Origin of the sequence: Streptomyces prunicolor NBRC 13075, assembly GCF_000367365.1 — a bacterium.
Taxonomy (GTDB): Bacteria; Actinomycetota; Actinomycetes; order Streptomycetales; family Streptomycetaceae; genus Streptomyces; species Streptomyces prunicolor.
Map to the genome: position 1 here is coordinate 40,638 of NZ_BARF01000127.1, position 22,963 is coordinate 63,600.

Sequence of the window (22,963 nt, forward strand, 5' to 3'; positions counted from 1 at the left end):
ACAGCACCCGGTTACGAGGTGCAGCCGCAGGCCGCCAACGCCGTTGCCGTGTGGTCCAGGGCCGCCTGGGCCTCCAGGGCGTTCGTCGTGTTGGAGGTCAGGAAGGCGAAGGCCAGGAGTTGGCCGTCTTTGTCCACGACCGTGCCCGCCAGCGTGTTGACGCCCGTCAGGGTGCCCGTCTTGGCCCGCACCACCCCCGCCGCGCCTGTCGCGTCCGTGTAGCGGGTCGTCAGGGTGCCGGTGAAGGCGGCGATGGGGAGGCCGGTGAGGACCGGGCGGAGTTCGGGGTGGGCCGGGGAACCGGCCTTGACCAGGAGGGCGGTCAGGAGGTCGGCGGTGAGGCGGTCGTCGCGGTTCAGTCCGCTGCCGTCGTTGAACACGGCGCCCTTGACCGGGAGTTGAAGCTTCGTCAGCTGGGCCTGGATCGCGGCGGCGCCGCCGTCGAAGTCGGCCCGCTTTCCTGTCGCCACGGCGGTCTGGCGGGCCAGTGCCTCCGCGATGTCGTTGTCGCTGTTGGTCAGCATCCGTTCGACGATGTCGGACAGCGGGGGCGAGGAGACCGTGGCGAGGGTGGCGGCGCGGGCGGTCGCCTTGGAGGGGCCCGGGGACGTCGTCCTGATGCCGTGCTTCTTCAGGAAGCCCGCGAACTTCTCGGCCGCGTCCGCCGCCGGGTCCGTCACGCGCAGCACCTGGCCGCTGGACGAGTCGTCCGTACGGCCCTCGTCGGCCATCAGGGCGCTGACCGGGGCGAGGTTCTCGTTGGCCCCGATCGGGTGGAGTTCGGCACCGGAGTACAGGGTCTTGTCGTACGACAGCGTCACCTCGCTCACGCCGCGCTTCTTCAGGGCCGTCGCCGTGCTGTCGGCGAGGGTGCGCAGGCTGGCCCAGCCCTCGGCGTCCTGGTGGGCCGTCAGGGTGGGGTCGCCGCCGCCGACCAGGACGAGTTCCTTGGTGTCGGGCTCCAGGGCGGTGCGGGTGGTGAAGCGGTGGTCGGCGCCCAGGGCGGAGAGGGCGGCCGTCGCGGTGGCGATCTTCGTCGTGGAGGCCGGGGTCAACGCGTCGTCGGCGCCGACTCCGTAGAGGCGCTTTCCGGTCGAAACGTCCACCACGGCGGCCGTGTGGCGGGTGCCGAGCGCCGAGTTGGCCAGGAGGGGGTTCAGGACGTCCGCGAGGGCCGTGCCGGTCGGGGCCGACTTCACCGAGTTGGTCGAGCCGCCGAGGCCGACCAGGACGGATGCGGCGCTGGGGGCGGGGCGGGGTGCCTTGGCGGACGTATCGGAATTACGGCCGTGATCTACGCCACCTGAACGTTCCTGTGCGGCTGCGTAGTCCCGCTCGGCCGTACGCTGACCGGTGGAGTCCCAGGGACCGGCGGCGGTCACCACACCGGCGGCCAGCGCCATTCCGGCGGTGGCGGCGACGGCGGTGAACTGCCAGGTCCTGTTCGGTCGCGGCAACTTCGCGACCTGAGGTGACACGGATCCGACGAGCCGGGCGACCTTCGGTGACACGGCTTGATTGAGCCGCGTGACCTGTGGTCTCACGGCTTCGGTGAGTCGCGCGACCTGGGGCGACACGGCTTGTGTAACCCGTGTGACCTGCGGTTTCACGGATTGTGCGGCCCGCTTGAGACGGGGCCGGACGGCTCGCGCGACCCGCTTCACCTGCGGTCTCGCGGCCTGCCAAGGCCTCAGCTCCGGCACGACCACCAGCCCCTTTCGCGATCACACACCTGCGTGAGGGACACTTAACCACCAGAAACATGTGCTGATCATGGAGGAGCCACCGGTGGAGTTCGACGTCACGATCGAGATCCCGAAGGGTTCGCGGAACAAGTACGAGGTGGACCACGAGACCGGTCGGATCCGCCTGGACCGTCGACTCTTCACCTCGACCAGTTACCCGGCCGACTACGGCTTCGTCGAGAACACTCTCGGCGAGGACGGCGACCCGCTCGACGCGCTGGTCATCCTGGAGGAGCCGACTTTCCCCGGCTGCCTCATCAAGTGCCGCGCGATCGGCATGTTCCGGATGACCGACGAGGCCGGCGGCGACGACAAGCTGCTGTGCGTCCCGGCGTCCGACCCGCGTGTGGAGCACCTGCGTGACATCCACCACGTGTCGGAGTTTGACCGCCTGGAGATCCAGCACTTCTTCGAGGTCTACAAGGACCTGGAGCCCGGCAAGTCGGTCGAGGGTGCCAACTGGGTGGGCCGCGTGGACGCCGAGGCGGAGATCGAGCGCTCGTACAAGCGACTCAAGGAGCAGGGCGGCCACTGAGCCCCCGGCGCACAAACGGGCCGCACGCACACGCGTGCGGCCCGCCCGCCCGTCGCCCGACCACCACCCCTCAACGAGGCGCTACGCGCCGCCCCTCCTGATCGTCTGTGCGCATACTGAGGATCACTGGAGGCGTCGTACAGGGAGTGCCACGGAGTGACGGAAGCGGAGGACCGCAAACCGCAGTCGGACGAGGCCAGGAGCGCCTTCACAGCTCCGGCGGGCGTCGAGGCGGCGGTCATGGCAGCTGACGGGGAGTCGTCCACGACCTCTGAGTTCGCCGTTCCGAGCGGGCTCGACGTGACGCCCGCGCCGGCCGTCGAGGACTCCGAGGGGTCGGCGTTCAATCCGCCCAGCCTCTACAGCGCCCGCAAGGCGCCGCCCGCCTTCACACCGCCGACCGGGATTCCCGTCGTCAGCCTCACCAAGGACGTGCCCTGGCAGGACCGGATGCGCACGATGCTGCGGATGCCGGTGGCCGAACGGCCCGCTCCGGAGCCGGTGCAGAAGCCGGACGACAGCGGTCCCGCCGTACCGCGCGTGCTCGATCTGACGCTCCGCATCGGCGAGTTGCTGCTCGCGGGCGGCGAGGGCGCGGAGGACGTCGAGGCGGCGATGTTCGCGGTCTGCCGCTCCTACGGCCTCGACCGCTGCGAGCCGACCGTCACCTTCACCCTGCTCTCGATCTCTTATCAGCCCTCCCTGGTGGACGATCCGGTGACCGCGTCCCGGACCGTACGGCGCCGGGGCACCGACTACACGCGGCTCGCGGCCGTGTTCCGGCTGGTCCAGGACCTCAGCGATCCGGAAACCGCACTCTCCTTGGAGGACGCCTACCGGCGGCTCGCGGAGATGCGGCGCAACCGGCACCCGTACCCCGGCTGGGTCCTGACCTCCGCCAGCGGGCTGCTCGCCGGTGCCGCCTCCGTGCTCGTCGGCGGTGACGTCATCGTGTTCTTCGCCGCCGTGCTCGGGGCGATGCTCGGCGACCGGCTGGCGTGGCTGTGCGCGGGGCGCGGGCTGCCGGAGTTCTACCAGTTCACGGTCGCCGCGATGCCGCCCGCCGCGATAGGGGTCGCCCTCACGGTCGCCAACGTCGATGTGAAGGCCTCCGCGGTCATCACCGGTGGGCTGTTCGCCCTGCTGCCCGGACGGGCGCTCGTGGCGGGCGTACAGGACGGCCTGACCGGCTTCTACATCACCGCGTCGGCCCGGCTCCTGGAGGTCATGTACTTCTTCGTCGGCATCGTGGCCGGCGTCCTGATCGTCCTGTACTTCGGCGTGAAGCTCGGCGCACAGCTCAACCCCGACGTGGCCCTCGGCAACTCCGACCGGCCGCTGTGGCAGATCGGCGCGTCCGTCCTGCTGTCGCTGACCTTTGCCGTACTGCTCCAGCAGGAACGATCCACCGTGCTCCTGGTGTCCCTCAACGGAGGTGTCGCCTGGTCCGTCTACGGGGCGATGCATTTCGTCGCCGAAATCTCGCCGGTTGCCTCTACGGCCGTTGCGGCCGGGTTGGTCGGGTTGTTCGGGCAGTTGCTGTCGCGGTACCGGTTCGCGTCGGCGTTGCCCTACACGACCGCGGCGATCGGGCCCCTGTTGCCGGGTTCCGCCACCTACTTCGGGCTGTTGGCGATCGCGCAGAACGAGGTCGACAAGGGGTTGGTGTCGTTGGCCACGGCGGCGTCCCTCGCCATGGCCATCGCCATCGGGGTCAATCTGGGGTCGGAGATCTCGCGGCTGTTCTTGCGGATTCCGGGGGCTTCTGCGGGGGCGCGGCGGGCGGCCAAGCGGACTCGGGGGTTCTGAGCGCCTAATAGCTCGGGGCGGGCTGTTTGTGGGCGAGTGCAGGCTCGTTGTGGCTGGTCGCGCCCACGCGGCGGAGCCGCATATCGATACGGCCCCGCGCCCCTTAAGGGCGTGCAGCTAGGCCTGTGGGTAGCCCTGGCCTTGGCCCTGGTTGTCGTACGGCGGGTACTGCTGATTGCCGTACTGCTGGTTGCCGTACGGCTGTTGCTGCTGCGGCTGGTACGTCTGCTGGGGGTACGGCTGCTGCTGTTGGGGCTGGGCGTAGTACTGGTCGTAACCGTTGTTCTGGTCGTAGCCGTTGTTGTGCTGGGGCTGCTGCTGAGGTTGCTGCTGGGGCTCGTCCACGCGGCGGAGTTGGGTCGTCGAGTCGTCCATGATCACGGGGAACGGCTGGGTCGCGGCCGGGTCGCCGGGCTGTTCCTGGTGCTGCTCCTGGGGGTGCTTCTTGGCCTTGGAGCGGGCGCGGAGGAACTCGATGACGATCGGGACGACCGAGATGAGGACGATCAGGATGAGGATCGCTTCGATGTTCTTGTTGACGAAGTCGATGTTGCCGAGCCAGGAGCCGAGCAGGGTCACGCCCGCGCCCCACAGGACGCCGCCGATGACGTTGAACGTGATGAAGGAGCGGTACTTCATGCCGCTGACGCCGGCGATGATCGGCGTGAACGTGCGCACGATGGGCACGAAGCGGGCCAGGACCAGGGACTTGGGGCCGTACTTCTCGAAGAACTCGTGCGCCTTGACCACGTTCTCCTGCTTGAAGAGGCGTGAGTCCGGGCGGTTGAAGAGCGAGGGGCCGACCTTCTTACCGAAGACGTAGCCCGCCTGGTCGCCGAGGATCGCGGCGACGCAGATCAGCGCGACGGCCGCCCACAGCGGGAAGTCGAGGGTGCCCGCGGTGATCAGCAGGCCGCAGGTGAACAGCAGGGAGTCACCCGGCAGGAAGAACCCGATGAGCAGGCCGGACTCCGCGAAGACCACGAGCAGGAGGCCCCAGATTCCGAACCGGTCGAGCATGGTGTTCGGATCGAGCCAGCTCGGGCCGAGGGCGAGCGTCATCACGGTTCCGGGCTCCTGAGGGGTGGAGGGAGGTGCCAGCGTCCAGGTACAGCCGCACAAAGCTATCAACGCGATGTGTCCGTCCCAGGTTCCACCGGTGACTCCAGGATGCACTGTGCAACCCATAGGACAAAGCTGTGAGCCATGGGTATCGAAGAGTACGGCGGCGGCCAGGGGCCGCAGGCCGATGTGCTGGTCGTGACGACGAACGACATCCCCGGGTACCGGGTCGAGCAGGTGATCGGCGAGGTCTTCGGGCTGACCGTGCGCTCACGGCATCTCGGCAGCCAGATCGGCGCCGGTCTGAAGTCGATGGTCGGCGGTGAACTGAAGGGCCTCACCAAGACCCTCGTGCAGACCCGCAACCAGGCCATGGAGCGGCTGATCGAGCAGGCACGCGCGCGTGGGGCCAACGGCGTCCTGGCGTTCCGCTTCGACGTGACCGAGGCGGCGGACGTCGGCACCGAGGTGTGCGCCTACGGGACGGCGGTGGTCCTGGCCCGGGAGTAGCGGCACCCCCGGGCCAGGCTCCTAAGAGGAGCTGTGCCGGGAGGCGTTCGCCAGGATCGCGTCCCTCAGGTGCTCGGCCAGGCCCGGGGCCATCGCGTCGTAGAACGCCTTGAACCGCTCGTCGGAGACGTACATCTCGGCGAGGCAGACGTGCATCTCATAGGGGCACTCGTAGAACCAGCGGTCGATGTGCAGGCGGTGTTCCTCGGCGAGGTCCATCGCCGCGTCGGCGGTGGGGAGTTCGCCGGCGGTCACCAGGGTGGCGTAGCGCTCGCTCCAGGCGTCGACCTCGGCCTGGAGGCGTTTCCAGTCGGCCTTCGTGTAGCGGGCGGCCCTGCGCTGCGATTCGGCGTAGGCCTCGGTGCCGCCCCAGCGCTGTTCGGCCTCTTCGGCGTACTGCTCGGGGTCCTTGTCGCCGAAGACCTCGAAGCGTTCCTCGGGGGTGAGGTTGATGCCCATAGTGCGTGCCTCCATGGCGTGCTCCACGGCCTCGGCCATCTTCTGCAGCTTCTCGATCCGGGCGGTCAACAGCTCGTGCTGGCGGCGCAGATGCGCGCGCGGGTCCGTCTCCGGGTCGTCGAGCAGGGCCGCGACCTCGTCGAGCGGAAAACCGAGTTCCCGGTAGAACAGGATCTGTTGGAGCCGGTCGAGGTCGGCGTCGCCGTATCGCCGGTGACCCGCGTGGCTGCGCTCGCTCGGGACGAGCAGGCCGATGTCGTCGTAGTGGTGCAACGTGCGCACGGTGACCCCGGCAAACCCGGCGACCTGCCCTACGGAGTAGGAGTCCTGTCCTACGGAGTAGCTCACTTTCCGCTCCCTTCTTGTGTCCGCGCTCCACGCTGAGGCCTCACGCCACGTGAGGTGCAAGCCCCACAAGCCTCACGTCCCTGTAGTGCTCGCCTTCTCAAGATGTTGGGTCCGTTTTGCCCGCTTATGGTGAGCCCGTGGCCCAGGACAGCGCGCAACAGGCACCAGCCGCCCCTACGACCCCGGCGCGCACCCTGCTGCCGTTGATCGTCCCCGCTCTGGTCGTGGGCGTGCTCGCGAGTCTGTTGTTCATCGGGGTCAGCGAGGCGGCCGAACAGCTCCAGCACGTGCTCTGGAAGAACCTCCCCGACGCCCTGGGCATCGGCCGCTACTCGGTCCTCTGGATGCTCGTCATGCTGACGGCCACCGGGATCGTGGTCGGGCTGGTGGTGTGGAAGGTGCCGGGGCATGCCGGTCCCGATCCGGCGACCACCGGCCTGGAGGCCGTACCGCTGCCCCCAGGAGTACTGCCCGGCCTCGTCCTGGCGACCGCGCTGATGCTCGCGGGCGGGCCGAGCCTGGGTCCCGAGAACCCGATCATCGCCGTGAACGTGGGGCTCGCGCTGTGGGTAGGGCGCAGGCTGGCACCAAGGCTGCCGGGCGGGGTGTGGGGGGCACTGGCCGAGTCGGCGACGATCGGGGCGCTGTTCGGGACACCGGTGGCGGCGGCGCTGCTCATCTCGGAGGCGCTGGCCGCGCGGAACACCAAGGGGGCCCTGTGGGACAACGTGTTCGCGCCGCTCGCCGCGGCCGCAGCAGGTGCCATGACGACCACCCTGGTGGCCCATCCGACCTTCGACCTGCATCTGCCCGCGTTCGGCAGGCCCGGCTGGGGCGATCTGCTGGCCGTCCTGGTGCTGGCACCCCTGGCAGCGGCGCTCGGCATGACTGCGGTCTACGTCTTCCCGTACGCCCATGGCGCCTTCTCCCGCCTCAAGCACCCCATGCTGGCGCTGCCGGCCGGTGGACTGGTCCTGGGCCTTCTGGCGGCCGTGGGCGGCCATCTGACGCTCTTCAAGGGGCTGGACGAGGTCGGGGAGCTGGCGGCCGATCCCGAGGGCTGGTCGGCGGGCCAGTTCGCGACGATGACCGTCGTGAAACTCGCGGCGCTACTGGTCGCCGCGTCCTGCGGCTTCCGGGGCGGCCGGATCTTCCCTTCCGTCTTCATCGGCGTCGCGTTCGGCCTCTTCGCCCACGCGGTCGTACCGGCCGTGGACCCGGCACTCGCGGTCGCCGCGGGCGTCCTGGGCATGCTCCTGGCGATCACCCGACAAGGCTGGGTGAGCCTGTTCACGGCCGCGATCCTGGTGGCCTCCCCGGCGATCCTCGCCCTTCTCTGCATCGGCTCGCTGCCGGCCTGGCTGTTGGTGACCGGGAGACCGCAGATGCAGTTGCGCGCGGACGGAACTCCGGTTCGCTAGTACCCGTTGGTTCTTTTGATCCTTATCGGAGGCACGCCCATGCCGTTGCACAAAGGTCCCGAGCAGCCCGACGAGCGCCCCATGTCCGTGAACCCCTTCTACGGAGAGGCCAATCCGGTCGGCGGCATGACCGAGGCCCCACCCAAGCACCGGCTCCCGGAAACACCGTTGCCGCCGATGACGGCCGTGCAGCTGGTGCACGACGAGCTGATGCTGGACGGCAACTCCCGCCTGAACCTGGCGACTTTCGTCACCACCTGGATGGAGCCGGAAGCCGGCGTCCTGATGGCGGAGTGCCGGGACAAGAACATGATCGACAAGGACGAGTACCCACGCACCGCGGAGCTGGAGAAACGCTGCGTGGCCATGCTCGCCGACCTGTGGAACGCACCGGACCCCTCAGCCGCGGTGGGCTGTTCAACAACAGGCTCCAGCGAGGCCTGCATGCTCGCCGGAATGGCCCTGAAACGCCGCTGGACGCAACGCAACAAGGACCGCTACCCGGCCGCCCGCCCGAACCTGGTGATGGGGATCAACGTCCAGGTCTGCTGGGAGAAGTTCTGCAACTTCTGGGAGGTCGAGGCCCGCCAAGTCCCCATGGACGGCGACCGTTTCCACCTCGACCCCCAGGCCGCCGCAGAACTCTGCGACGAGAACACGATCGGCGTGGTCGGCATCCTGGGCTCCACCTTCGACGGTTCCTACGAACCGATCGCCGACCTCTGCGCCGCCCTCGACGCGCTCCAGGAACGCACGGGCCTCGACATCCCGGTCCACGTCGACGGCGCGTCCGGCGCCATGGTCGCCCCCTTCCTGGACCCGGACCTGATCTGGGACTTCCGCCTCCCGCGCGTGGCCTCGATCAACACCTCGGGCCACAAGTACGGCCTGGTCTACCCGGGCGTCGGCTGGGCCCTGTGGCGCGACAAGGAGGCTCTCCCCGAGGAACTCGTCTTCCGCGTCAACTACTTGGGCGGCGACATGCCCACCTTCGCCCTCAACTTCTCCCGCCCCGGCGCCCAAGTAGTCGCCCAGTACTACACATTCCTACGCCTGGGCCGAGAGGGCTACCGCGCCGTCCAACAGTCAACCCGCGAGGTGGCCCGCGGCCTGGCCGACCGCATCGAAGCCCTCGGCGACTTCAAACTCCTCACCCGGGGCGACGAGTTGCCGGTCTTCGCCTTCACCACAGGCCCCGACGTCACGGCGTACGACGTATTCGACGTCTCCCGGCGCCTACGCGAACACGGCTGGCTGGTCCCGGCCTACACCTTCCCGGCGAACCGCGAGGACCTCTCGGTCCTCCGGATCGTATGCCGCAACGGCTTCTCGGCAGACCTGGCGGAACTGTTCCTGGACGACCTGACCCGCCTCCTCCCCGAACTACGCCGCCAGCCACACCCGTTCACCCGCGACAAGGGAGCGGCGACGGGCTTCCACCACTGAGACACAAGGGCAGCAGGCCCGCCGGCCGCGTACGGCGAGAAGGTGACGTGTCGGGGGGTGTCCGCCCGCAGCGGTTGGCGCGTCAACACGGGCAAGTCGGTGAGCAACGGTCCCCGCGCCAATCCGAGGACGGATACCCCCCGGCGCGGCGCCGCCCCACAACGCACCCCAGGCGACCCACCCACGCACCCGCACTGAGACACAAAGCCGCACCCCCAACCACCCAGGGGCGCGGGGCTGTGACATTAGCGGCTCCGCCGCGGGGCGCGACCAGCCCCCACTGCCCCGCACCCGACAACTCACCCCCCAAGCCCCCGGAACCGCCGCACCGCCAGCGGAAAGAACACCACCAGCAAGCCCAACGGCCAGACCACAGCGGCCCAGACGTGTCCCGACTCGCCCCCGGGCCCACCGAAGAGATCACGCACGGCAGTAGCGGTCTGGGACATCGGATTCCACTGAACAACCACGCCCAGCCACCCAGGCATGGCAGCAGGCGTGGCAAGAGCATTGGACAGAAACCCGACCGGCCACACCAGAATCTGCACGGCCTGCACCATCTCCGGCCGCCCCGCCACCAACGCCAACTGGATCCCGACCCACAACATGGCGAACCGGAACAGCAGCAACAGCCCCACGGCACCCAGGAATTGACCGGGCCCGGCATGCGGCCGCCAACCAAGCCCGAGCCCAACCCCGATCAGCACGACCAGCCCGATCGTCGACTGCAACATGTCGGCGGCCGAACGCCCCACCAACACCGCCCCGTCAGCCATCGGCATCGACCGGAACCGGTCGATCACCCCCTTGTTGAGGTCCTGCGTGACGGCGAGCATCGTGCCCTCCAGCCCGAAGGCCATGGTCAGCGCAAGCATCCCGGGTACCAGGTAGTCGACGTAGTCACCCTCGACCGCCCGCCCACCACCGATCAGATACCCGAACATCAACAGCAGCATCACCGGGAAAACCAGACTCACCACAACCTGCACGGGCTGCCGCGCCCAGTGGGCGAGTTCACGCCGCGTCATGGTCCAGGAATCGGTCAGAGCGTAAGCACTCACACGGCCTCCTTCACGTTCGCACGATCGCCCGCATCCGCCCCGTCACCGTGCCCCGTCAGATGCAGAAACACCTCGTCCAAGGTCGGCCGCCGCAACGCCACATCCTCGGCATCGATCCCACCCTCCTCCAGCGCCCGTACGACCCCGGAGAGCGCCGTCATCCGGTCAGTGACCGGCGCACTGAGCAACCGCCGATCGGTATCGACCCGGACGTCGGCAGCAGGCAACGGCAACAGAGCGACGGCGGCCCCCAGTTGACCCGCGTCACGCAGAACGACGTCGATACGGTCACCGCCCGTACGGGACTTCAGCTCGTCCGGCGTGCCGTCGGCGATGACCCGCCCCCGGTCAACTACCGAGACCCGATCGGCGAGTTGATCGGCCTCCTCCAGATACTGGGTCGTGAGCAGAACCGTCGTACCCCCACCGACCAAGGACCGGACCGCCGACCACACCTCCACACGCCCGCGCGGATCGAGGCCGGTAGTCGGCTCGTCCAGGAAGAGAATCTCCGGCGCGGTGACGAGCGAGGCAGCGAGATCCAGCCGACGCCGCATACCCCCGCTGTAGGAGCGAACCGGCTTGCGCCCAGTCTCGGCGAGGTCGAAACGCTCCAGAAGCTCATCGGCACGCACACGCGCCTGGCGGCCACCGAGGTGATGGAGCCGACCGAACATCTCCAGATTCTGCCGACCACCCAACTCCTCATCCAGCGCCGCATGTTGACCGAGCAGCCCGATACGAAGCCGAACCGCACGAGCCTCGCTCAGCACGTCGTACCCCGCGACCTCGACCCGGCCGGAGTCGGGCCGCAACAGGGTGGACAGAACACGGACCAGAGTGGTCTTGCCCGCACCGTTGGGCCCGAGCACCCCGTGCACAGTGCCGCGCGCGACACGCAGATCGAGCCCGTCCAACGCCTTCTTGACCCCCTTGGAGCCGTCACCCCCCTCAGCCCCCTGAGCTCCCTCAGCCTTCCGGCCCTTCTTCCCCCCGTACGTCTTGTGCGCGTCCTCGACGATGATCGCCGCGTCGGCCACTGAACACTCCCTCGCTAGTCAAGTTTGACTACTCACCCGAAGACCCCGAAGGTAACGCCACCGAAGGCATTAGTCAAACTTGATTAGCGAGCTTGATCAGCGAGCGTCCCCGGGATGCCGCTCCCCCGTCGCGTACGGGTTCTCCTCGTCGTCCCGCAGGACACCGACGAACGGCGCACCCTCCCCCGCGAAGGTGTACGCCCCGCCCTCGATCCGGTCGATCAACCCCTGGGTCCACGCGGCCTCTGCGTCGGCCGTATGGATCCAGAGGTTCATGATCTCGCCGATGTGGCCCAGCTGTTCGGGCCCGTCCTCGGGGATGTAGTGCTCGGTGACGGACGCGCGCCACTGGTCGATACCCCGGGTGCGCTCCTTGAGCAGCGCCACCGCTTCGGCCCTCGGCAGGTCCACGATGAAGCCGATCGCGGCGGACTTGACGTCCATCTGCTGGTCGTAGGACGTCAGCGCCTCGCGCAGCAGCCGGAGGTACTCCTCGGTGCCCTGGTCGGTGATCTCGTACTCGGTGCGGGGCGGACCCCCGACCGTGGACGGTGCGACCTCGTGGGCGTGCAGAAGGCCCTGCTTGGCCAGTTGCTTGAGCGCGTGGTAGATCGAGCCGGGCTTGGCGTTGGACCACTCGTGCGCGCCCCAGTATTCGAGGTCGTTGCGCACCTGGTAGCCGTGGGCCCGCCCGTGCTGGCGCACCGCGCCGAGCACGAGGAGACGGATCGCTGACATGGGGCCAGCGTAGAACCCACGAGGTCAGCCCCCGGTCGCGCCCCGTTCCTTCGTGAACAGCTCGTAGGCGGTGGCTCCGTCAAGGGACTCGCGGATGATGTCGGCGTGGCCGGCGTGCCGGGCGGTCTCGCGGATCAGGTGCAGGCAGAGCCAGCGCACGGAGACCCTGCCCTCCGGCGGGAACCAGGGCTCGCTCGGGACCGGGAAGGTGTCGTCGAGGCTCGGCACCGAGCGGACGTATGCCTCGGTCTCGGCGACAACCTTCTCCCAGTACGCGAGCTGCGACTCGACGGTCTCGCCGTCGACCAGTTGGAACGTCTCGTGCCAGTTGGCCTGGTCCCGCTGAACAGCCGGCGGCTCCTGCTTCGCCCGCGCGATCCAGCCCTGCTCGACGTCGGCGCAGTGCTTGAGCAACCCGGAGAGGGACAGCCCGCTCGCGCTCGGTTTGCTCGCGGCCTGCTCCTCGCTCAGCCCGAGCAACGACCTGCGGATACCGCCCCGTTGGTCCTCGATGAACGTGAGCAGCGACCCGCGCTCGTCGCCCTGTGCGTCCGCGGGTACATGCGTGACCATGGCCTTCGCCTTTCGCCGGTGCCGGCCGGGAGCCTGTCCCCCTGCCCGACGTCGATGAAGCTACGGGCCATTGAGGTCAGATTCTGTCCTCAATGGCCCGCCGGAAGCACATGTTCAGAACCGGACGCACATGTCCAGAACGGGACGCACATGTCTAGAACGGGAACCCGCTCCGCCCGTGCTGCACCGAGATCCACTTCAGGCTGGTGAACGCGTCCAGCATCGACTCGCCGTTGAGGCGGCCCAGACCGGAGGCCTTCTCGCCGCCGAACGGGACGATCGGCTCGTCGTGGACGGTGCCGTCGTTGACGTGGAACATGCCCGTGTCGATCTGCTTGGCGAAGTTCACGCCGCGCTCGATGTCGGCCGTGTGGACCGCGCCGCTCAGGCCGTACGGCGTGTCGTTGACGATGCTCACGGCCTCCTCCTCGCCGTCGAACGTGATGAGGAAGGCGACCGGGCCGAAGACCTCCTGGCGGAGCAGGTCCGAGTCGGCGGGCAGGTCGGTGAGGACCGACGGGGCGACCAGGTTGTCGGTGGTCGTGCCGTGGACCAGAGCCGTTGCGCCCTCGGCGATCGCCTGCTCGACGACACCCGAAAGGGCGTCCGCCTGCTGGGAGTTGATGACCGGGCCGATCACCGTCTGCGGGTCGCGCGGGTCGCCGACCTTGAGGGACTTGACCTTGGTGACGAACTTCTCGGTGAACTCGTCGGCGATCGACCGGTCGACCAGGACACGGTTCGCGGCCATGCAGACCTGGCCCTGGTGGACGTAGCGGCTGAAGACCGCCGCATCGACCGCGTAGTCGATGTCGGCGTCGTCGAGGACCACGATCGCGCTGTTGCCGCCGAGTTCGAGCACCGCGCGCTTGAACTGCGAGGCGCAGACGGTCGCGACGTGGCGGCCGACCTTGTCGGAACCGGTGAAGGAGATGACCTTCGGGATCGGGTGCTCGATGAACGCGTCGCCGATCTCCGCGATGTCGGTGATGACGACGTTGAGCAGACCGCCGGGCAGGCCCGCGTCCTCGAAGATCTTCGCGACCAGGGAGCCACCGACGATCGGGGTGTTCTGGTGCGGCTTGAGGACCACGCCGTTGCCCAACGCCAGTGCGGGAGCAACCGACTTGAGGGAGAGCAGGAGCGGGAAGTTGAAGGGGCTGATCACACCGACGACGCCCACCGGGACGGTGTAGACGCGGTTCTCCTTGCCGTCTACCGGCGAGGGGATGATCCGGCCCTGGGGGCGCAGCGCGAGGTGGATCGCCTCGCGCAGGAACTCCTTGACGAGGTGCAGCTCGAAGCCGGCCTTCAGGAATGTGCCGCCGAGTTCGGCGACGATCACCTCGGAGATCTCCTGCTCGCGGTCCTCGATGATCCGCAGCGCCTTCTCGAACACCGCACGGCGGGCGTAGGGGTTGGTCGCGGCCCATGCCTTCTGGGCGCGGGCGGCCGCCTGGTACGCCTCGTCGACCTCGTCGACCGTGGCTATGGTGATCGACGCGAGCTTCTCGCCGTCGTACGGGTTGAAGTCGATGATGTCCCAGGAGCCGGTGCCCGGGCGCCACTCGCCGTCGATGTACTGCTGAGCCAGGTCGGTGAAGTAGGACGACATGTGATCCCTCAATCGCTCAAATCGTCAGCAGGCACGATCAGTTGCAGACACGATCAACAGCAGACCGGGCGATCCCTCACGATCATCACGGTCTGATCACACGTCATCGTACTTGTGTTTCAAGAGAGTTGGAGCAGTCCCCGAAGAAGATCCCGGCTCTCGTCCGGGCCCGGGCTGTCCTGCTGGAGCTCCTTCAGTGCCTTCTCGTACTGGGCCACGTCCTCGGACTTGTCCAAGTAGAGCGCGCTGGTGAGCTGTTCGAGATAGACGACGTCCGAGAGGTCGGACTCCGGGAACGACAGGATCGTGAAGGCACCGGACTCGCCGGCGTGACCGCCGAAGCCGAACGGCATGACCTGGAGGCGGACGTTGGGGTGCTCGGAGACCTCGATCAGATGCTGCAACTGACCGCGCATCACCTCGCGGTCGCCGTACGGGCGGCGCAGGGCGGCCTCGTCCAGGACGATGTGGAAGTCCGGCGCGTTCTCGTTCACCAGGTACTTCTGCCGCTCGAGTCGCAGCGCCACCCGCCGCTCCACGTCCGCCTCGCTCGCGCCCTTCATGCCGCGCCGGACGACCGCGCGGGCGTAGGCCTCGGTCTGGAGGAGGCCGTGCACGAACTGCACCTCGTAGACGCGGATGAGGGAGGCGGCGCCCTCCAGGCCCACATAGGTGGGGAACCAACTGGGCAGGACGTCCGAGTAACTGTGCCACCAGCCCGCTACGTTGGCTTCCTTCGCGAGGGAGAGGAGTGAGATGCGCTCCGCCTCGTCCGTGATGCCGTACAGCGTCAACAGGTCCTCTACATCCCGCGTCTTGAAGCTCACTCGCCCCAGTTCCATGCGACTGATCTTGGATTCGGAAGCGCGGATCGAGTACCCCGCGGCCTCTCGGGTGATCCCACGTGCTTCCCGCAGTCGCCTGAGTTGCGAGCCGAGCAGCATCCGCCGCACCACCGATCCGGGCTCTCCCGCGCTCACGTTCGCCAGCCTCCCCAACCGTCTTCAGGGGCCGCAGTCTGCCACTAAAACACTTCGAGCAGTACTCGTTCGATTACAGATATGGAAAGAAGGGGCGGCCGTTCACAGGAAGTTGCCAGGAAGACGTCAGAAAGATGCAAGACCCGCGCGCCAGATCGGCGTGAAGTTGGCGGAAAAAATGGCCAACAAGCGGTACGGGAGGGTCCAATTCGGTCAGCTGCACGTGCATCTGCCCTTGCATCTGCTGTACGCATCCGAAACCATGGTCTCGCGCCACCGCTGCATCGCAACGACCGCGAATTCCCGGGAGTGCCTCGCATGGGGACGAATGGATCGACCATGCTCGAGCCGTTACGGCAGGGCCTTCCGCCACTGGACCCGTCAGCGGTGTCCAGTGCCGCTTCTTGCGCGTTGCCCGCCCGCTACGAAGCGGTGCGCGAGGCACGGCAGTTCACCCGTCGCACGCTCGACCAGTGGGACATAGGCGACCGCTTCGACGACGTCTGCCTGGTCGTCTCCGAACTGGTCACCAACGCGCTGCGGCACGCCCTGCCGGCCAACACCCCGCGCGTCCCGGAGCAGAACCCGCCCGTGCGGCTGCACTTGATGCGCTGGACCGAGCGGCTCGTGTGCGCCGTGCGCGACCCCAGTCACGACAGCCCCATCGCCTGCGAGTCGGAGGACTTCTCGGCGGAGTCGGGCCGCGGCCTGTTCCTCGTCGACTCGTTCGCCGACGGCTGGGGCTGGCACCCGCTGGCGGGGACGCTGAGCGGCAAGGTGGTCTGGGCGCTGTTCCGACTCCAGGACGAACCGGCACAGAACAACGCGTGAGGAACCGCGGCTCTTTTTCGGGCCGCGGTTCTACGCGCGTTGCCGACACGAGGGCACGTCGGGGCGCTAACCCGCTATCAGGTGGTCGAACTCGCCGTCCTTGATGCCCAGGAGCATCGCCTCGATCTCGGCGCGGGTGTAGACGAGCGCCGGGCCGTCGGGGAAGCGCGAGTTGCGTACGGCGACGTCTCCGCCGGGCAGCCGCGCGAACTCCACGCAGGACCCTTGCGAGTTGCTGTGCCGGCTCTTCTGCCAGGCCACTCCGTCCAGCTGCGTGGCAGCCATGCCGTTGTACACGTCGAACCCCAAGTACACGCTGTCAACGCGGTGGTCCACAGGTCGCTCCCGGTTGTGCACTGGCTGGTGTGGCCATTGATGCAGTGGTCAACTGTTCCGGATCATAGCCCTGTTCATGTGCAGATGCATGAGCAGATGCACGTGCACGGGGTGTGGTCCTCCGGTTACAGCTTTGACGACCGCTTTACCGATGCCGTTCCAGCGTCTGCCCAGGACCGGGCAGGACATGTACTAGGGAAGACGTGTACGGGGGCCCTTGTGTTCCATCCGGGCGGCTATCGGGTCGAGTACGGCAACAATGCCATCTCCCGGGCGCTCTTGATCGCAGCCGCCAACTGCCGCTGCTGCTGCGCGGATACGCCGGTGACCCGTCGGCTGCGGATCTTGCCACGGTCGGAGACGAACTTCCGCAGCAGGTCGGTGTCCTTGTAGTCGATGTATGTCACTTCGGCCGCGTCCAAGGGGTTACGGCGGGACTTGGCAGGCCGGCGCGCGGACTTGAGGTCGGGCTTGCGGTGCACGGTCAGATCTCCAGAAGGGTGTCGAAGGCGGACGGGATGCGCTTCCAGGCGCTACGGCCCGCGGCGTACTCGGCGTCGGTCAACAGGCAGGACTCCAGGAGCAGTTCGAGCCCGTCGCGGTCGAGGCCGGGCGACGTGAAGACGAGGTGCTGACAGCAGTCCCCGTGCTCCGGATGCCAGTCCAGCGCGGCGGCGGCCCGACGCACCGCCGGCACCAACTCCCAGGCGGCGTCCGGCAACGAGGCGAGCCACGGCCCCGCACTCTCCACACACAGGGCACCGCCGGCCGCGTCCCAGTGCAGCAGCGAGTCGGGCTTGTCCGCCAGCCAGAACCGCCCCCGGCTGCGGGCGGCGGCGCAGGTGATGTCCTCAAGTGCCGCGTACAACCGCTCCGGGTGGAAGGGGCGGCGCCGGTGCCAGACGAGGGTGGTCACGCCGTGCGCGTCGGCGTCCACGGGGAGCAGGGCGCAGGCGGGGTGTTGGGCGGCGGCTGCGGCTTCCACGTCGAAACCGGCTAGGGCTGCGTGGGCGAGGACGCTGCGTTGGGGTGGGTGGTTTGGGTTGTTTGTAGGGTGCGGGTCGGTGGGGGCTGGTCGCGCAGTTCCCCGCGCCCCTTGGGGGTTGGGGGTGGGCGGGGTGGGAGCCTGCGCCGGGGTGTCGCGGGCGCCCTGGATGCTTCTGCTCCTCGGCAAGTCGCCGCCCCCGACCGGTACTTGGCGGGCCGTCGGGTGCAACTGGCCCAGTAGCTCCCGGTCTTCGTCGTCGGCGTCGGGCGAGTCGAGGACGGCCAGGACGGGGGCGTATTCCAGTTGGCGGGCGAAGGTGTCCGCGATCGTGCGTTCGTCCGTGGCCGCCGCCGCGAGGCCGGTTTCGGCGAGGTCGTCGCCGTTGGCGAGGTACGGGAGGAGCAGGGCCGGGTCTACGGCGGTGATGACGCCGGTGACCGTGAGGCCGCCGGACGTGATCACCTCGGCCATCGCCTTGGGCTCGACGGAGTCCCACAACTCGACCACGGCGAGGCCGACTTGGCCGGCCGCGGCCAGTCGGCGCAGTTCCGGGACCAGGTCCTCGCGCAGGGCGCAGCACGCGCAGTCGTTGACCAGCGGGGTCTCGCCCGCGCCGAGGATGCCCGTGGCGTCCCTGATCGTGCGGACGACCGTGCCGCCGACGGCCGTAGCGAGGTCGTGGTGGAGTACGACGCTGCCGGGGACGTCGTGGAGGAGGCGGGCGACGGTCGCTCTGCGGGCGTCGGCGTGCAGGCCGGCGACGATCGCGACGGAGAGGTCGGGCACGGTCAGGCCTGCTTCCCGTACCGGCGCTCGAAGCGCTCCACGCGGCCGGCCGTGTCCAGGACGCGGGCCGTGCCGGTGTAGAAGGGGTGGCTGACGTTCGAGATCTCGACGTCCACGACGGGGTAGGTGTTGCCGTCCTCCCACTCGACCGTCTTCGCGCTCGTCATCGTCGAGCGGGTGAGGAAGGCGTGGTTCGCGGCGCGGTCCCGGAAGACGACCGGGCCGTAGGGCGGGTGGATGTTCTCGCGCATCTCGGTCAGCGCTCCTCTCGGAAGTCGACGTGGCGGCCGGCGGCCGGGTCGTACTTGCGCAGGGTCAGGCGGTCGGGGTTGTTCCGGCGGTTCTTGCGGGTCACGTAGGTGTAGCCGGTGCCGGCCGTGGACCTGAGTTTGATGACCGGGCGGAGTTCGTTGCGAGGCATGGCTGGTACCTTACTGAAAATGAATTCCATTAGCAGCATCGGCTACGGCCCCGATCGAGGAGAGGTACGTCACTCGTGTCCGCCCACTGCATGCTGACCGGCGCACAGCCCGGCTTCGGCAACCGCATCTCCCACTCCCACCGGCGCACCTCGCGCCGCTTCGACCCGAACATCCAGTCCAAGCGCTACTGGCTGCCCGGCGAGGGCCGTTACGTACGGCTGCGGCTGAGCACCAAGGGGATCAGGACCGTCGACACGATCGGCGTCGAGGCGGCCGTGGCGCGGATCCGCGCCCGGGGGGTGCGGATCTGATGGCGAAGAAGAGCAAGATCGCGAAGAACGAGCAGCGGCAACGGGTGGTCGCGCGATACGCCGCGCGCCGGGCCGAGTTGAAGGAGATCATTCGGCGGCCCGGCTCGACGGAGGCCGAACGGGCGTCCGCCCAGCGGGAGTTGCGCGGTCAGCCGCGTGACGCCAGCGCCACCCGGGTGCGCAACCGCGACCAGGTCGACGGGCGGCCCCGCGGTTACTTCCGTGCCTTCGGGCTGTCCCGGGTGAACCTGCGCGGACAGGCTCACAGCGGATACCTACCTGGCGTCCGCAAATCCTCCTGGTAGCCCCTGGTAACTTGCTCCGGTCGTTCCGGCCAAGGCCGACCGGGCGGCCGTCCGGCTACGACTTGGGAGCTACCAGTGACTACGGCGAGTTCGACGGTGTCGAAGGTGTCCAAGGTGTCCAAGGTGTCGACCATGCGGAAGGCGTCGACCGTGTCCAAGGTGTCGACGGTGCGGATCGTGGGCGCTGTCGCCGGTCTGGCGGGCGCGCTCGTGCTGACCGCGTGCAGCGGCGGGGACTCCAAGGACGGGGCCTCGTCGTCGACGCCGAGCGCTTCCGCGACCTCGACCGCGACGGCGGATTCGGGAGGTTCCGGCAGCAGCCCGTCGGCCGCGTCCGACGGGCTGCAGGGCAATTGGCTCGCCACGACCGACGGCAAGGCGGTGGCCCTGGTGATCACCGGCAAGCAGGCCGCGCTCTTCACCACCAGCGGGAACGTGTGCAGCGGGACCGCCGGCGAGGAGGCGGGCATGCAGATGATCCACCTCAAGTGCACGGACGGCAGCAAGACCCGGGCCACCGGAATGATCGGCTCCGTCAGCAAGTCGGGGCTCGCGGTCACCTGGTCGGGGAGTCTCGGCAAGGAGACGTACACGCACGCGGAGGGCGACAAGTGGCCGTCGGGGCTGCCGACGGCGAGCTTGGGGTCGTAGACCTGGCGGGGCTCTGGAGTCGTGGGCCTTGGGCCCGGGGCCCGGCGTAACTCTGAGGTCGTAGACCGGGTGTAACCCCGGAGTCCTAGCCCTCGGGCCGGGAGCCCGGCGTAACTCTGGGGTCGTAGACCTGGCGTAGCTCTGTAGTCGTAGCCCTTGGGGCGAGGGCCCGGTGTGGGCCCTGGGGCGTAGGCCTGTCGGCGGAGTGGGGTTCGGTGCGGGATGATCCCCTCATGCGCACCATTCCCCTCGCCGTCGCCGCACTCGCGTCGGCTCTGCTTCTGACCGCCTGCGACAGTGGCAGCGGCGGTGGTTCCTCGGACAGTGACAGCAAGAACGGCTCCGCCTGCTCGTTCGACGGAGTCGGCGTCCAGGTCGGGCCCGCCAGTACCGCGCCGTCCGCCGGTGACACGGGCGAGGTTCCCGTCTCGCTCACCAACCAGAGCAAGCCGTGCACTCTGGACGGCTTCGCCGGCGCCTCCTTGGAGGGCGGCGGCACCAAGGTCGCCCTGGCCACACAGAAGGGTGCCAAGGCGCAGAAGCTGACACTCGCCAAGGGCGACGCCGCGTCCTTCACCATCACCTACGTACGCGGCGCTGCGGGCGGCAAGCTGAGCCTGGCCGCGACGAAGCTGGTCATCACCCTGCCCGGCAGCAGCGACACCGCGAGCTACAAGTGGTCGTACGGCCCCGTCCAGGGCAAGACCTCCGTGAGCGACTCGGACGCCTCGGTCAGCGCCTTCACCCAGGCCGGCGACTGACCCCACTCGCTCAAGACATCTCGTCAGTCCAGTGGTGGCCGGGCCCTGACCTGGGCCCGGTCCGCCGCCTCGGCGCCCTCCGTCCAGCCCGCCTCGTCGGTGACCCCGCGCAGGCGGGTCGTGGTCGTCTCCGGGAACATCGCGTCGACACGGTCGGTGACGGCGACCTCGCGGGTGGCGAGCACCGGGAGCAGGTCGTCGGTCACCTGCGTCCCGGCGGCCCGCGCCAGCCGGTCCCCGATGCGGTGGGCGTAGGCCGCGAGGAAGGACTGCCGGAAGGTCTTGGTCCGCCGGCGGCCGGCCGCGCGCTGGGCCGCCTCCGCCCGCGTCATCGCCGTCGTGGCCTGCACGAGGAGCGAGGTGTAGAGGAGTTCGACCACCTCCAGATCGCCCTCGAAGCCGACGACGGTGGAGAACCCGAAGGCCTCGTTCCACACGGCCCGGCAGTGGTTCGCGCCGGCGACCGCGTCCAGCAGCACCGCCTTCGCCTGTTCGTACGGCGCCTCGACCCCGATCCGGCACGCGCCGGGCGCGTCCTTCGCCGGCGCCTGCGCGTCGAGCAGCGCCTCGTCGATGCTGTGCCGCGCCATCAACTCCTGCGCCTTGGCGCTCAGCGCCTCCGCCTCCTCCGGGAACCCGGTCGCCTCCGCCTTCGCGAGCAGCGCGCGGATGCGGGTGAGCATGCGGGAGGCGGGGCGGCGGTTCTCGTGCCGTTTCGGTGCGTGCTCGTCGAGGGGTTCGAGGCTCGGCAGCCGCAGCAGCAGGCGGTACAGCTCCAGCACGGTGGTGGCGTGCGTGAAACGGTCCGTGCGGGGCGGTTCCTCGGCGGTCAGTTCGTCGAGCTGCGCTGCCCAACGGGGGCCGCGCGCCCGGTCGTCCGGCGCCTGCGCGCGGATCAGCGCCGAGACGAGCCGTACGTGTACGTCGTCCAACTCCCGCCGGACCAGCCGTACGACATCCGCGGGCTGCCATCCGCGCCGCCAGGCCGCCGCTACGAACTCACGGCCACGGCGGTCGAGTTCGGGGTCCGCGGCGGGGTCGGCAGCGAGGATCGAGGCGCCCGCGTCGAGGGCGTCGTGGGTGTCGGTGTAGAGGGCGGCCTCGAAGGCGCGCTCGACGGTGGTCGTGCTGCTCACCGGTTGATCGTGTCATGGGGTGGCGGGGAGAGGCGCGGGGTACCTTGCGGAGTCGCCGGGAGGGGTGGGTCTGGGGGTGCCTCCCGGAGATCCGGGCCGGGGGCGCGCTCCGGACTGTCCACACCCTGTGGACAACCAACTCCTCGTGGATGTGCGGGCGTTGGAACGGTGGGGCTTCGGCCCGCGTGACAAGATCGGTTCGCATGGAGACGCTGCCGTTCGACGCCGTGCTGTGCGACTTCGACGGAGTCGTGCACGTGTGGGATCCGGACGGGATGAACGCGCTGGACCGGGCCTGGGGGCTGGGGGCTGGTCGAGGGGACGCTCGCCGGGGCCGCGTTCGAGGATGAGTTGCTGCGGGCGGCCGTGACGGGGCGGATCAGTGACGAGGAGTGGCGGTCCCGGATCGCCGACGACCTGGCGCCGGTCTGCGGATCGGCCGAACAGGCCCGTGAGTTGGTGTCTGCGTGGAGCGTGCTCACCGGCCGGGTCGACCCCGACATCATGGCACTGCTCACCGAGGTCCGGCGTACGGTGCCCGTGGTCCTGCTCTCCAACGCCACGATCCGGCTCGAGAGTTACCTCGCGGAGATCGGCCTGTCCGAGTCGTTCGACGCGGTGGTCAACACCGTCGGCCATGTCGTCGCGGCCCGGGAAGCGGGGCTGACGGGACTGCATTACCAGCACGTGGGTCAACTGCGGGACGCGGTCGCGCCGTTGCTGCGCCGGGGGTGAGGCGGAGGCCGGGGCCGTAGGGGTTCCGGCGGTGAACTCCGTTTTCTCTCAAGGGTGTTGCACCTGAGCCGCCCTCGCGACGATCACTCGTGGTCTGCTCGCGCATCGCCGATCAACGCAAGAAGCACCGCGTTCTCCGCCAGGTAATGAGTGCCGGCGGGGTGCGCGGAGAACTCCGAGAACGCCGCGAAGTAGGGGTCGGCCGCCGTGTCGGCCGCGTACGTGCCGCGGGCCGCGGCAACGGCTGCGGCGTGGGCGCCGGCGCCTGCCGCGGCGGCCGTGTGCGCGGCGGTGGCAGCGCGGTCGGCGGTGTGCGAGGCGGCGATGCCGGCCGCGACGTTGTGCACCGGTGCGTATAC

At 69.0% G+C, this 22,963-nt stretch carries 28 protein-coding genes; 12 read left to right on the forward strand and 16 right to left on the reverse strand.

Annotated elements, in window-relative coordinates; all coding sequences use genetic code 11:
* Positions 1-11: 11 nt before the first annotated feature.
* Entirely contained in the window at positions 12-1,709 is a 1,698-nt protein-coding gene (gene dacB / locus SPR02S_RS48385; RefSeq protein WP_078623230.1) for a D-alanyl-D-alanine carboxypeptidase/D-alanyl-D-alanine endopeptidase, read from the reverse strand.
* 79 nt (positions 1,710-1,788) lie between these two features.
* Here dacB and SPR02S_RS48390 point away from each other — a divergent pair, with 79 nt between their 5' ends.
* On the forward strand, positions 1,789-2,280 hold the full coding sequence (locus tag SPR02S_RS48390; RefSeq protein WP_026151575.1) for an inorganic diphosphatase: 492 nt from the start codon (positions 1,789-1,791) through the stop codon (positions 2,278-2,280).
* Positions 2,281-2,436: 156 nt separating this feature from the next.
* Entirely contained in the window at positions 2,437-4,089 is a 1,653-nt protein-coding gene (locus SPR02S_RS48395) for a threonine/serine exporter family protein (protein WP_019064283.1), read from the forward strand.
* 117 nt (positions 4,090-4,206) lie between these two features.
* Here SPR02S_RS48395 and SPR02S_RS48400 read toward each other — a convergent pair whose 3' ends face one another.
* Positions 4,207-5,151: a DedA family protein gene (locus SPR02S_RS48400; protein ID WP_019064284.1), complete on the reverse strand. Its 945-nt coding sequence runs from the start codon at positions 5,149-5,151 to the stop codon at positions 4,207-4,209.
* A gap of 144 nt (positions 5,152-5,295) precedes the next feature.
* Here SPR02S_RS48400 and SPR02S_RS48405 point away from each other — a divergent pair, with 144 nt between their 5' ends.
* Positions 5,296-5,661 carry a YbjQ family protein gene (locus tag SPR02S_RS48405; protein WP_019064285.1) on the forward strand — a complete coding sequence of 122 codons (366 nt, stop codon included), beginning with the start codon at positions 5,296-5,298 and terminating at the stop codon, positions 5,659-5,661.
* A gap of 21 nt (positions 5,662-5,682) precedes the next feature.
* Here SPR02S_RS48405 and SPR02S_RS48410 read toward each other — a convergent pair whose 3' ends face one another.
* Positions 5,683-6,468 (reverse strand): MerR family transcriptional regulator, encoded by a 786-nt coding sequence (locus SPR02S_RS48410; protein ID WP_019064286.1) that lies wholly within the window; start codon positions 6,466-6,468, stop codon positions 5,683-5,685.
* Positions 6,469-6,605: 137 nt separating this feature from the next.
* On the opposite strand from SPR02S_RS48410, the gene SPR02S_RS48415 reads away from it, so the two are divergent.
* Positions 6,606-7,889 (forward strand): ion channel protein, encoded by a 1,284-nt coding sequence (locus SPR02S_RS48415; protein ID WP_019064287.1) that lies wholly within the window; start codon positions 6,606-6,608, stop codon positions 7,887-7,889.
* Between the two features lie 39 nt (positions 7,890-7,928).
* A complete protein-coding gene (gene gad / locus SPR02S_RS48420) occupies positions 7,929-9,335 on the forward strand; it encodes a glutamate decarboxylase (RefSeq protein WP_026151577.1) in 1,407 nt (468 codons plus the stop codon).
* A gap of 299 nt (positions 9,336-9,634) precedes the next feature.
* Here the strand turns inward: gad and SPR02S_RS48425 are convergent, their stop codons facing one another.
* The 6 genes from SPR02S_RS48425 to SPR02S_RS48450 all read right to left on the reverse strand — a co-directional run bounded on the left by SPR02S_RS48425 (position 9,635) and on the right by SPR02S_RS48450 (position 15,318).
* Complete coding sequence (locus SPR02S_RS48425; RefSeq protein WP_019064289.1) at positions 9,635-10,396, reverse strand: ABC transporter permease; 762 nt, start codon at positions 10,394-10,396, stop codon at positions 9,635-9,637.
* The gene (locus tag SPR02S_RS48430) at positions 10,393-11,436 is read right to left on the reverse strand and encodes a daunorubicin resistance protein DrrA family ABC transporter ATP-binding protein (RefSeq protein WP_019064290.1); all 1,044 of its coding nucleotides are present in this window, start codon (positions 11,434-11,436) and stop codon (positions 10,393-10,395) included. The genes SPR02S_RS48425 and SPR02S_RS48430 overlap by 4 nt, the downstream gene beginning before the upstream one ends.
* 96 nt (positions 11,437-11,532) lie before the next feature.
* A complete protein-coding gene (locus SPR02S_RS48435) occupies positions 11,533-12,174 on the reverse strand; it encodes a PadR family transcriptional regulator (RefSeq protein ID WP_019064291.1) in 642 nt (213 codons plus the stop codon).
* A gap of 24 nt (positions 12,175-12,198) precedes the next feature.
* A complete protein-coding gene (locus SPR02S_RS48440; protein ID WP_019064292.1) occupies positions 12,199-12,747 on the reverse strand; it encodes a DinB family protein in 549 nt (182 codons plus the stop codon).
* 154 nt (positions 12,748-12,901) lie between these two features.
* Positions 12,902-14,362 (reverse strand): aldehyde dehydrogenase family protein, encoded by a 1,461-nt coding sequence (locus SPR02S_RS48445; protein ID WP_019064293.1) that lies wholly within the window; start codon positions 14,360-14,362, stop codon positions 12,902-12,904.
* Between the two features lie 119 nt (positions 14,363-14,481).
* Positions 14,482-15,318, reverse strand: coding sequence for a Sco1979 family transcriptional regulator (locus SPR02S_RS48450; protein WP_019064294.1), 837 nt, complete (start codon positions 15,316-15,318; stop codon positions 14,482-14,484).
* A gap of 342 nt (positions 15,319-15,660) precedes the next feature.
* Between SPR02S_RS48450 and SPR02S_RS48455 the strand changes: the two genes are divergently transcribed.
* On the forward strand, positions 15,661-16,173 hold the full coding sequence (locus SPR02S_RS48455) for an ATP-binding protein (RefSeq protein WP_043259023.1): 513 nt from the start codon (positions 15,661-15,663) through the stop codon (positions 16,171-16,173).
* 66 nt (positions 16,174-16,239) lie between these two features.
* Here SPR02S_RS48455 and SPR02S_RS48460 read toward each other — a convergent pair whose 3' ends face one another.
* The 5 genes from SPR02S_RS48460 to rpmG all read right to left on the reverse strand — a co-directional run bounded on the left by SPR02S_RS48460 (position 16,240) and on the right by rpmG (position 18,704).
* On the reverse strand, positions 16,240-16,458 hold the full coding sequence (locus tag SPR02S_RS48460; RefSeq protein ID WP_051105974.1) for a DUF397 domain-containing protein: 219 nt from the start codon (positions 16,456-16,458) through the stop codon (positions 16,240-16,242).
* A 287-nt stretch (positions 16,459-16,745) separates the two neighbouring features.
* Positions 16,746-16,991: a 30S ribosomal protein S18 gene (gene rpsR, locus SPR02S_RS48465; protein WP_019064297.1), complete on the reverse strand. Its 246-nt coding sequence runs from the start codon at positions 16,989-16,991 to the stop codon at positions 16,746-16,748.
* 2 nt (positions 16,992-16,993) lie between these two features.
* Positions 16,994-18,283, reverse strand: a complete 1,290-nt coding sequence (locus SPR02S_RS48470) for a GTP-binding protein (RefSeq protein WP_019064298.1) — start codon at positions 18,281-18,283, stop codon at positions 16,994-16,996.
* 2 nt (positions 18,284-18,285) lie between these two features.
* Positions 18,286-18,534: a type B 50S ribosomal protein L31 gene (locus SPR02S_RS48475; protein WP_019064299.1), complete on the reverse strand. Its 249-nt coding sequence runs from the start codon at positions 18,532-18,534 to the stop codon at positions 18,286-18,288.
* Between the two features lie 5 nt (positions 18,535-18,539).
* Positions 18,540-18,704: a 50S ribosomal protein L33 gene (gene rpmG / locus SPR02S_RS48480; RefSeq protein WP_019064300.1), complete on the reverse strand. Its 165-nt coding sequence runs from the start codon at positions 18,702-18,704 to the stop codon at positions 18,540-18,542.
* Positions 18,705-18,779: 75 nt separating this feature from the next.
* Between rpmG and rpmB the strand changes: the two genes are divergently transcribed.
* The 4 genes from rpmB to SPR02S_RS48500 all read left to right on the forward strand — a co-directional run bounded on the left by rpmB (position 18,780) and on the right by SPR02S_RS48500 (position 20,733).
* Positions 18,780-19,016, forward strand: coding sequence for a 50S ribosomal protein L28 (gene rpmB, locus SPR02S_RS48485; RefSeq protein WP_019064301.1), 237 nt, complete (start codon positions 18,780-18,782; stop codon positions 19,014-19,016).
* Positions 19,016-19,321 (forward strand): 30S ribosomal protein S14, encoded by a 306-nt coding sequence (rpsN, locus tag SPR02S_RS48490; RefSeq protein WP_019064302.1) that lies wholly within the window; start codon positions 19,016-19,018, stop codon positions 19,319-19,321. The genes rpmB and rpsN overlap by 1 nt, the downstream gene beginning before the upstream one ends.
* 132 nt (positions 19,322-19,453) lie before the next feature.
* A complete protein-coding gene (locus SPR02S_RS48495; RefSeq protein ID WP_043259026.1) occupies positions 19,454-19,972 on the forward strand; it encodes a hypothetical protein in 519 nt (172 codons plus the stop codon).
* A 233-nt stretch (positions 19,973-20,205) separates the two neighbouring features.
* Positions 20,206-20,733, forward strand: coding sequence for a DUF4232 domain-containing protein (locus SPR02S_RS48500; RefSeq protein ID WP_019064304.1), 528 nt, complete (start codon positions 20,206-20,208; stop codon positions 20,731-20,733).
* 23 nt (positions 20,734-20,756) lie between these two features.
* Here SPR02S_RS48500 and SPR02S_RS48505 read toward each other — a convergent pair whose 3' ends face one another.
* The gene (locus tag SPR02S_RS48505) at positions 20,757-21,869 is read right to left on the reverse strand and encodes a DUF2786 domain-containing protein (RefSeq protein ID WP_019064305.1); all 1,113 of its coding nucleotides are present in this window, start codon (positions 21,867-21,869) and stop codon (positions 20,757-20,759) included.
* 203 nt (positions 21,870-22,072) lie between these two features.
* Here SPR02S_RS48505 and SPR02S_RS65405 point away from each other — a divergent pair, with 203 nt between their 5' ends.
* Both SPR02S_RS65405 and SPR02S_RS58115 read left to right on the forward strand, forming a co-directional pair.
* Positions 22,073-22,219 (forward strand): hypothetical protein, encoded by a 147-nt coding sequence (locus SPR02S_RS65405; protein ID WP_245607758.1) that lies wholly within the window; start codon positions 22,073-22,075, stop codon positions 22,217-22,219.
* A 1-nt stretch (position 22,220) separates the two neighbouring features.
* Positions 22,221-22,604 (forward strand): HAD family hydrolase, encoded by a 384-nt coding sequence (locus tag SPR02S_RS58115; RefSeq protein ID WP_019064306.1) that lies wholly within the window; start codon positions 22,221-22,223, stop codon positions 22,602-22,604.
* Positions 22,605-22,687: 83 nt separating this feature from the next.
* Here the strand turns inward: SPR02S_RS58115 and SPR02S_RS48515 are convergent, their stop codons facing one another.
* Complete coding sequence (locus SPR02S_RS48515) at positions 22,688-22,951, reverse strand: hypothetical protein (protein WP_019064307.1); 264 nt, start codon at positions 22,949-22,951, stop codon at positions 22,688-22,690.
* Between the last annotated feature and the right edge of the window lie 12 nt (positions 22,952-22,963).

Bases quoted from the DNA above. Each gene is read 5' to 3' on its own strand.
- SPR02S_RS48400 (WP_019064284.1), bottom strand. From the start codon at position 5,151: ATGACGCTCGCCCTCGGCCCGAGCTGGCTCGATCCGAACACCATGCTC.
- SPR02S_RS48405 (WP_019064285.1), top strand. From the start codon at position 5,296: ATGGGTATCGAAGAGTACGGCGGCGGCCAGGGGCCGCAGGCCGATGTG.
- gad (WP_026151577.1), top strand. From the start codon at position 7,929: ATGCCGTTGCACAAAGGTCCCGAGCAGCCCGACGAGCGCCCCATGTCC.
- SPR02S_RS48435 (WP_019064291.1), bottom strand. From the start codon at position 12,174: ATGTCAGCGATCCGTCTCCTCGTGCTCGGCGCGGTGCGCCAGCACGGG.
- SPR02S_RS48440 (WP_019064292.1), bottom strand. From the start codon at position 12,747: ATGGTCACGCATGTACCCGCGGACGCACAGGGCGACGAGCGCGGGTCG.
- SPR02S_RS48445 (WP_019064293.1), bottom strand. From the start codon at position 14,362: ATGTCGTCCTACTTCACCGACCTGGCTCAGCAGTACATCGACGGCGAG.
- SPR02S_RS48455 (WP_043259023.1), top strand. From the start codon at position 15,661: ATGGGGACGAATGGATCGACCATGCTCGAGCCGTTACGGCAGGGCCTT.
- SPR02S_RS48460 (WP_051105974.1), bottom strand. From the start codon at position 16,458: ATGGCTGCCACGCAGCTGGACGGAGTGGCCTGGCAGAAGAGCCGGCAC.
- SPR02S_RS48475 (WP_019064299.1), bottom strand. From the start codon at position 18,534: ATGCGCGAGAACATCCACCCGCCCTACGGCCCGGTCGTCTTCCGGGAC.
- rpmG (WP_019064300.1), bottom strand. From the start codon at position 18,704: ATGCCTCGCAACGAACTCCGCCCGGTCATCAAACTCAGGTCCACGGCC.
- rpsN (WP_019064302.1), top strand. From the start codon at position 19,016: ATGGCGAAGAAGAGCAAGATCGCGAAGAACGAGCAGCGGCAACGGGTG.
- SPR02S_RS48495 (WP_043259026.1), top strand. From the start codon at position 19,454: ATGCGGAAGGCGTCGACCGTGTCCAAGGTGTCGACGGTGCGGATCGTG.
- SPR02S_RS48500 (WP_019064304.1), top strand. From the start codon at position 20,206: ATGCGCACCATTCCCCTCGCCGTCGCCGCACTCGCGTCGGCTCTGCTT.
- SPR02S_RS65405 (WP_245607758.1), top strand. From the start codon at position 22,073: ATGGAGACGCTGCCGTTCGACGCCGTGCTGTGCGACTTCGACGGAGTC.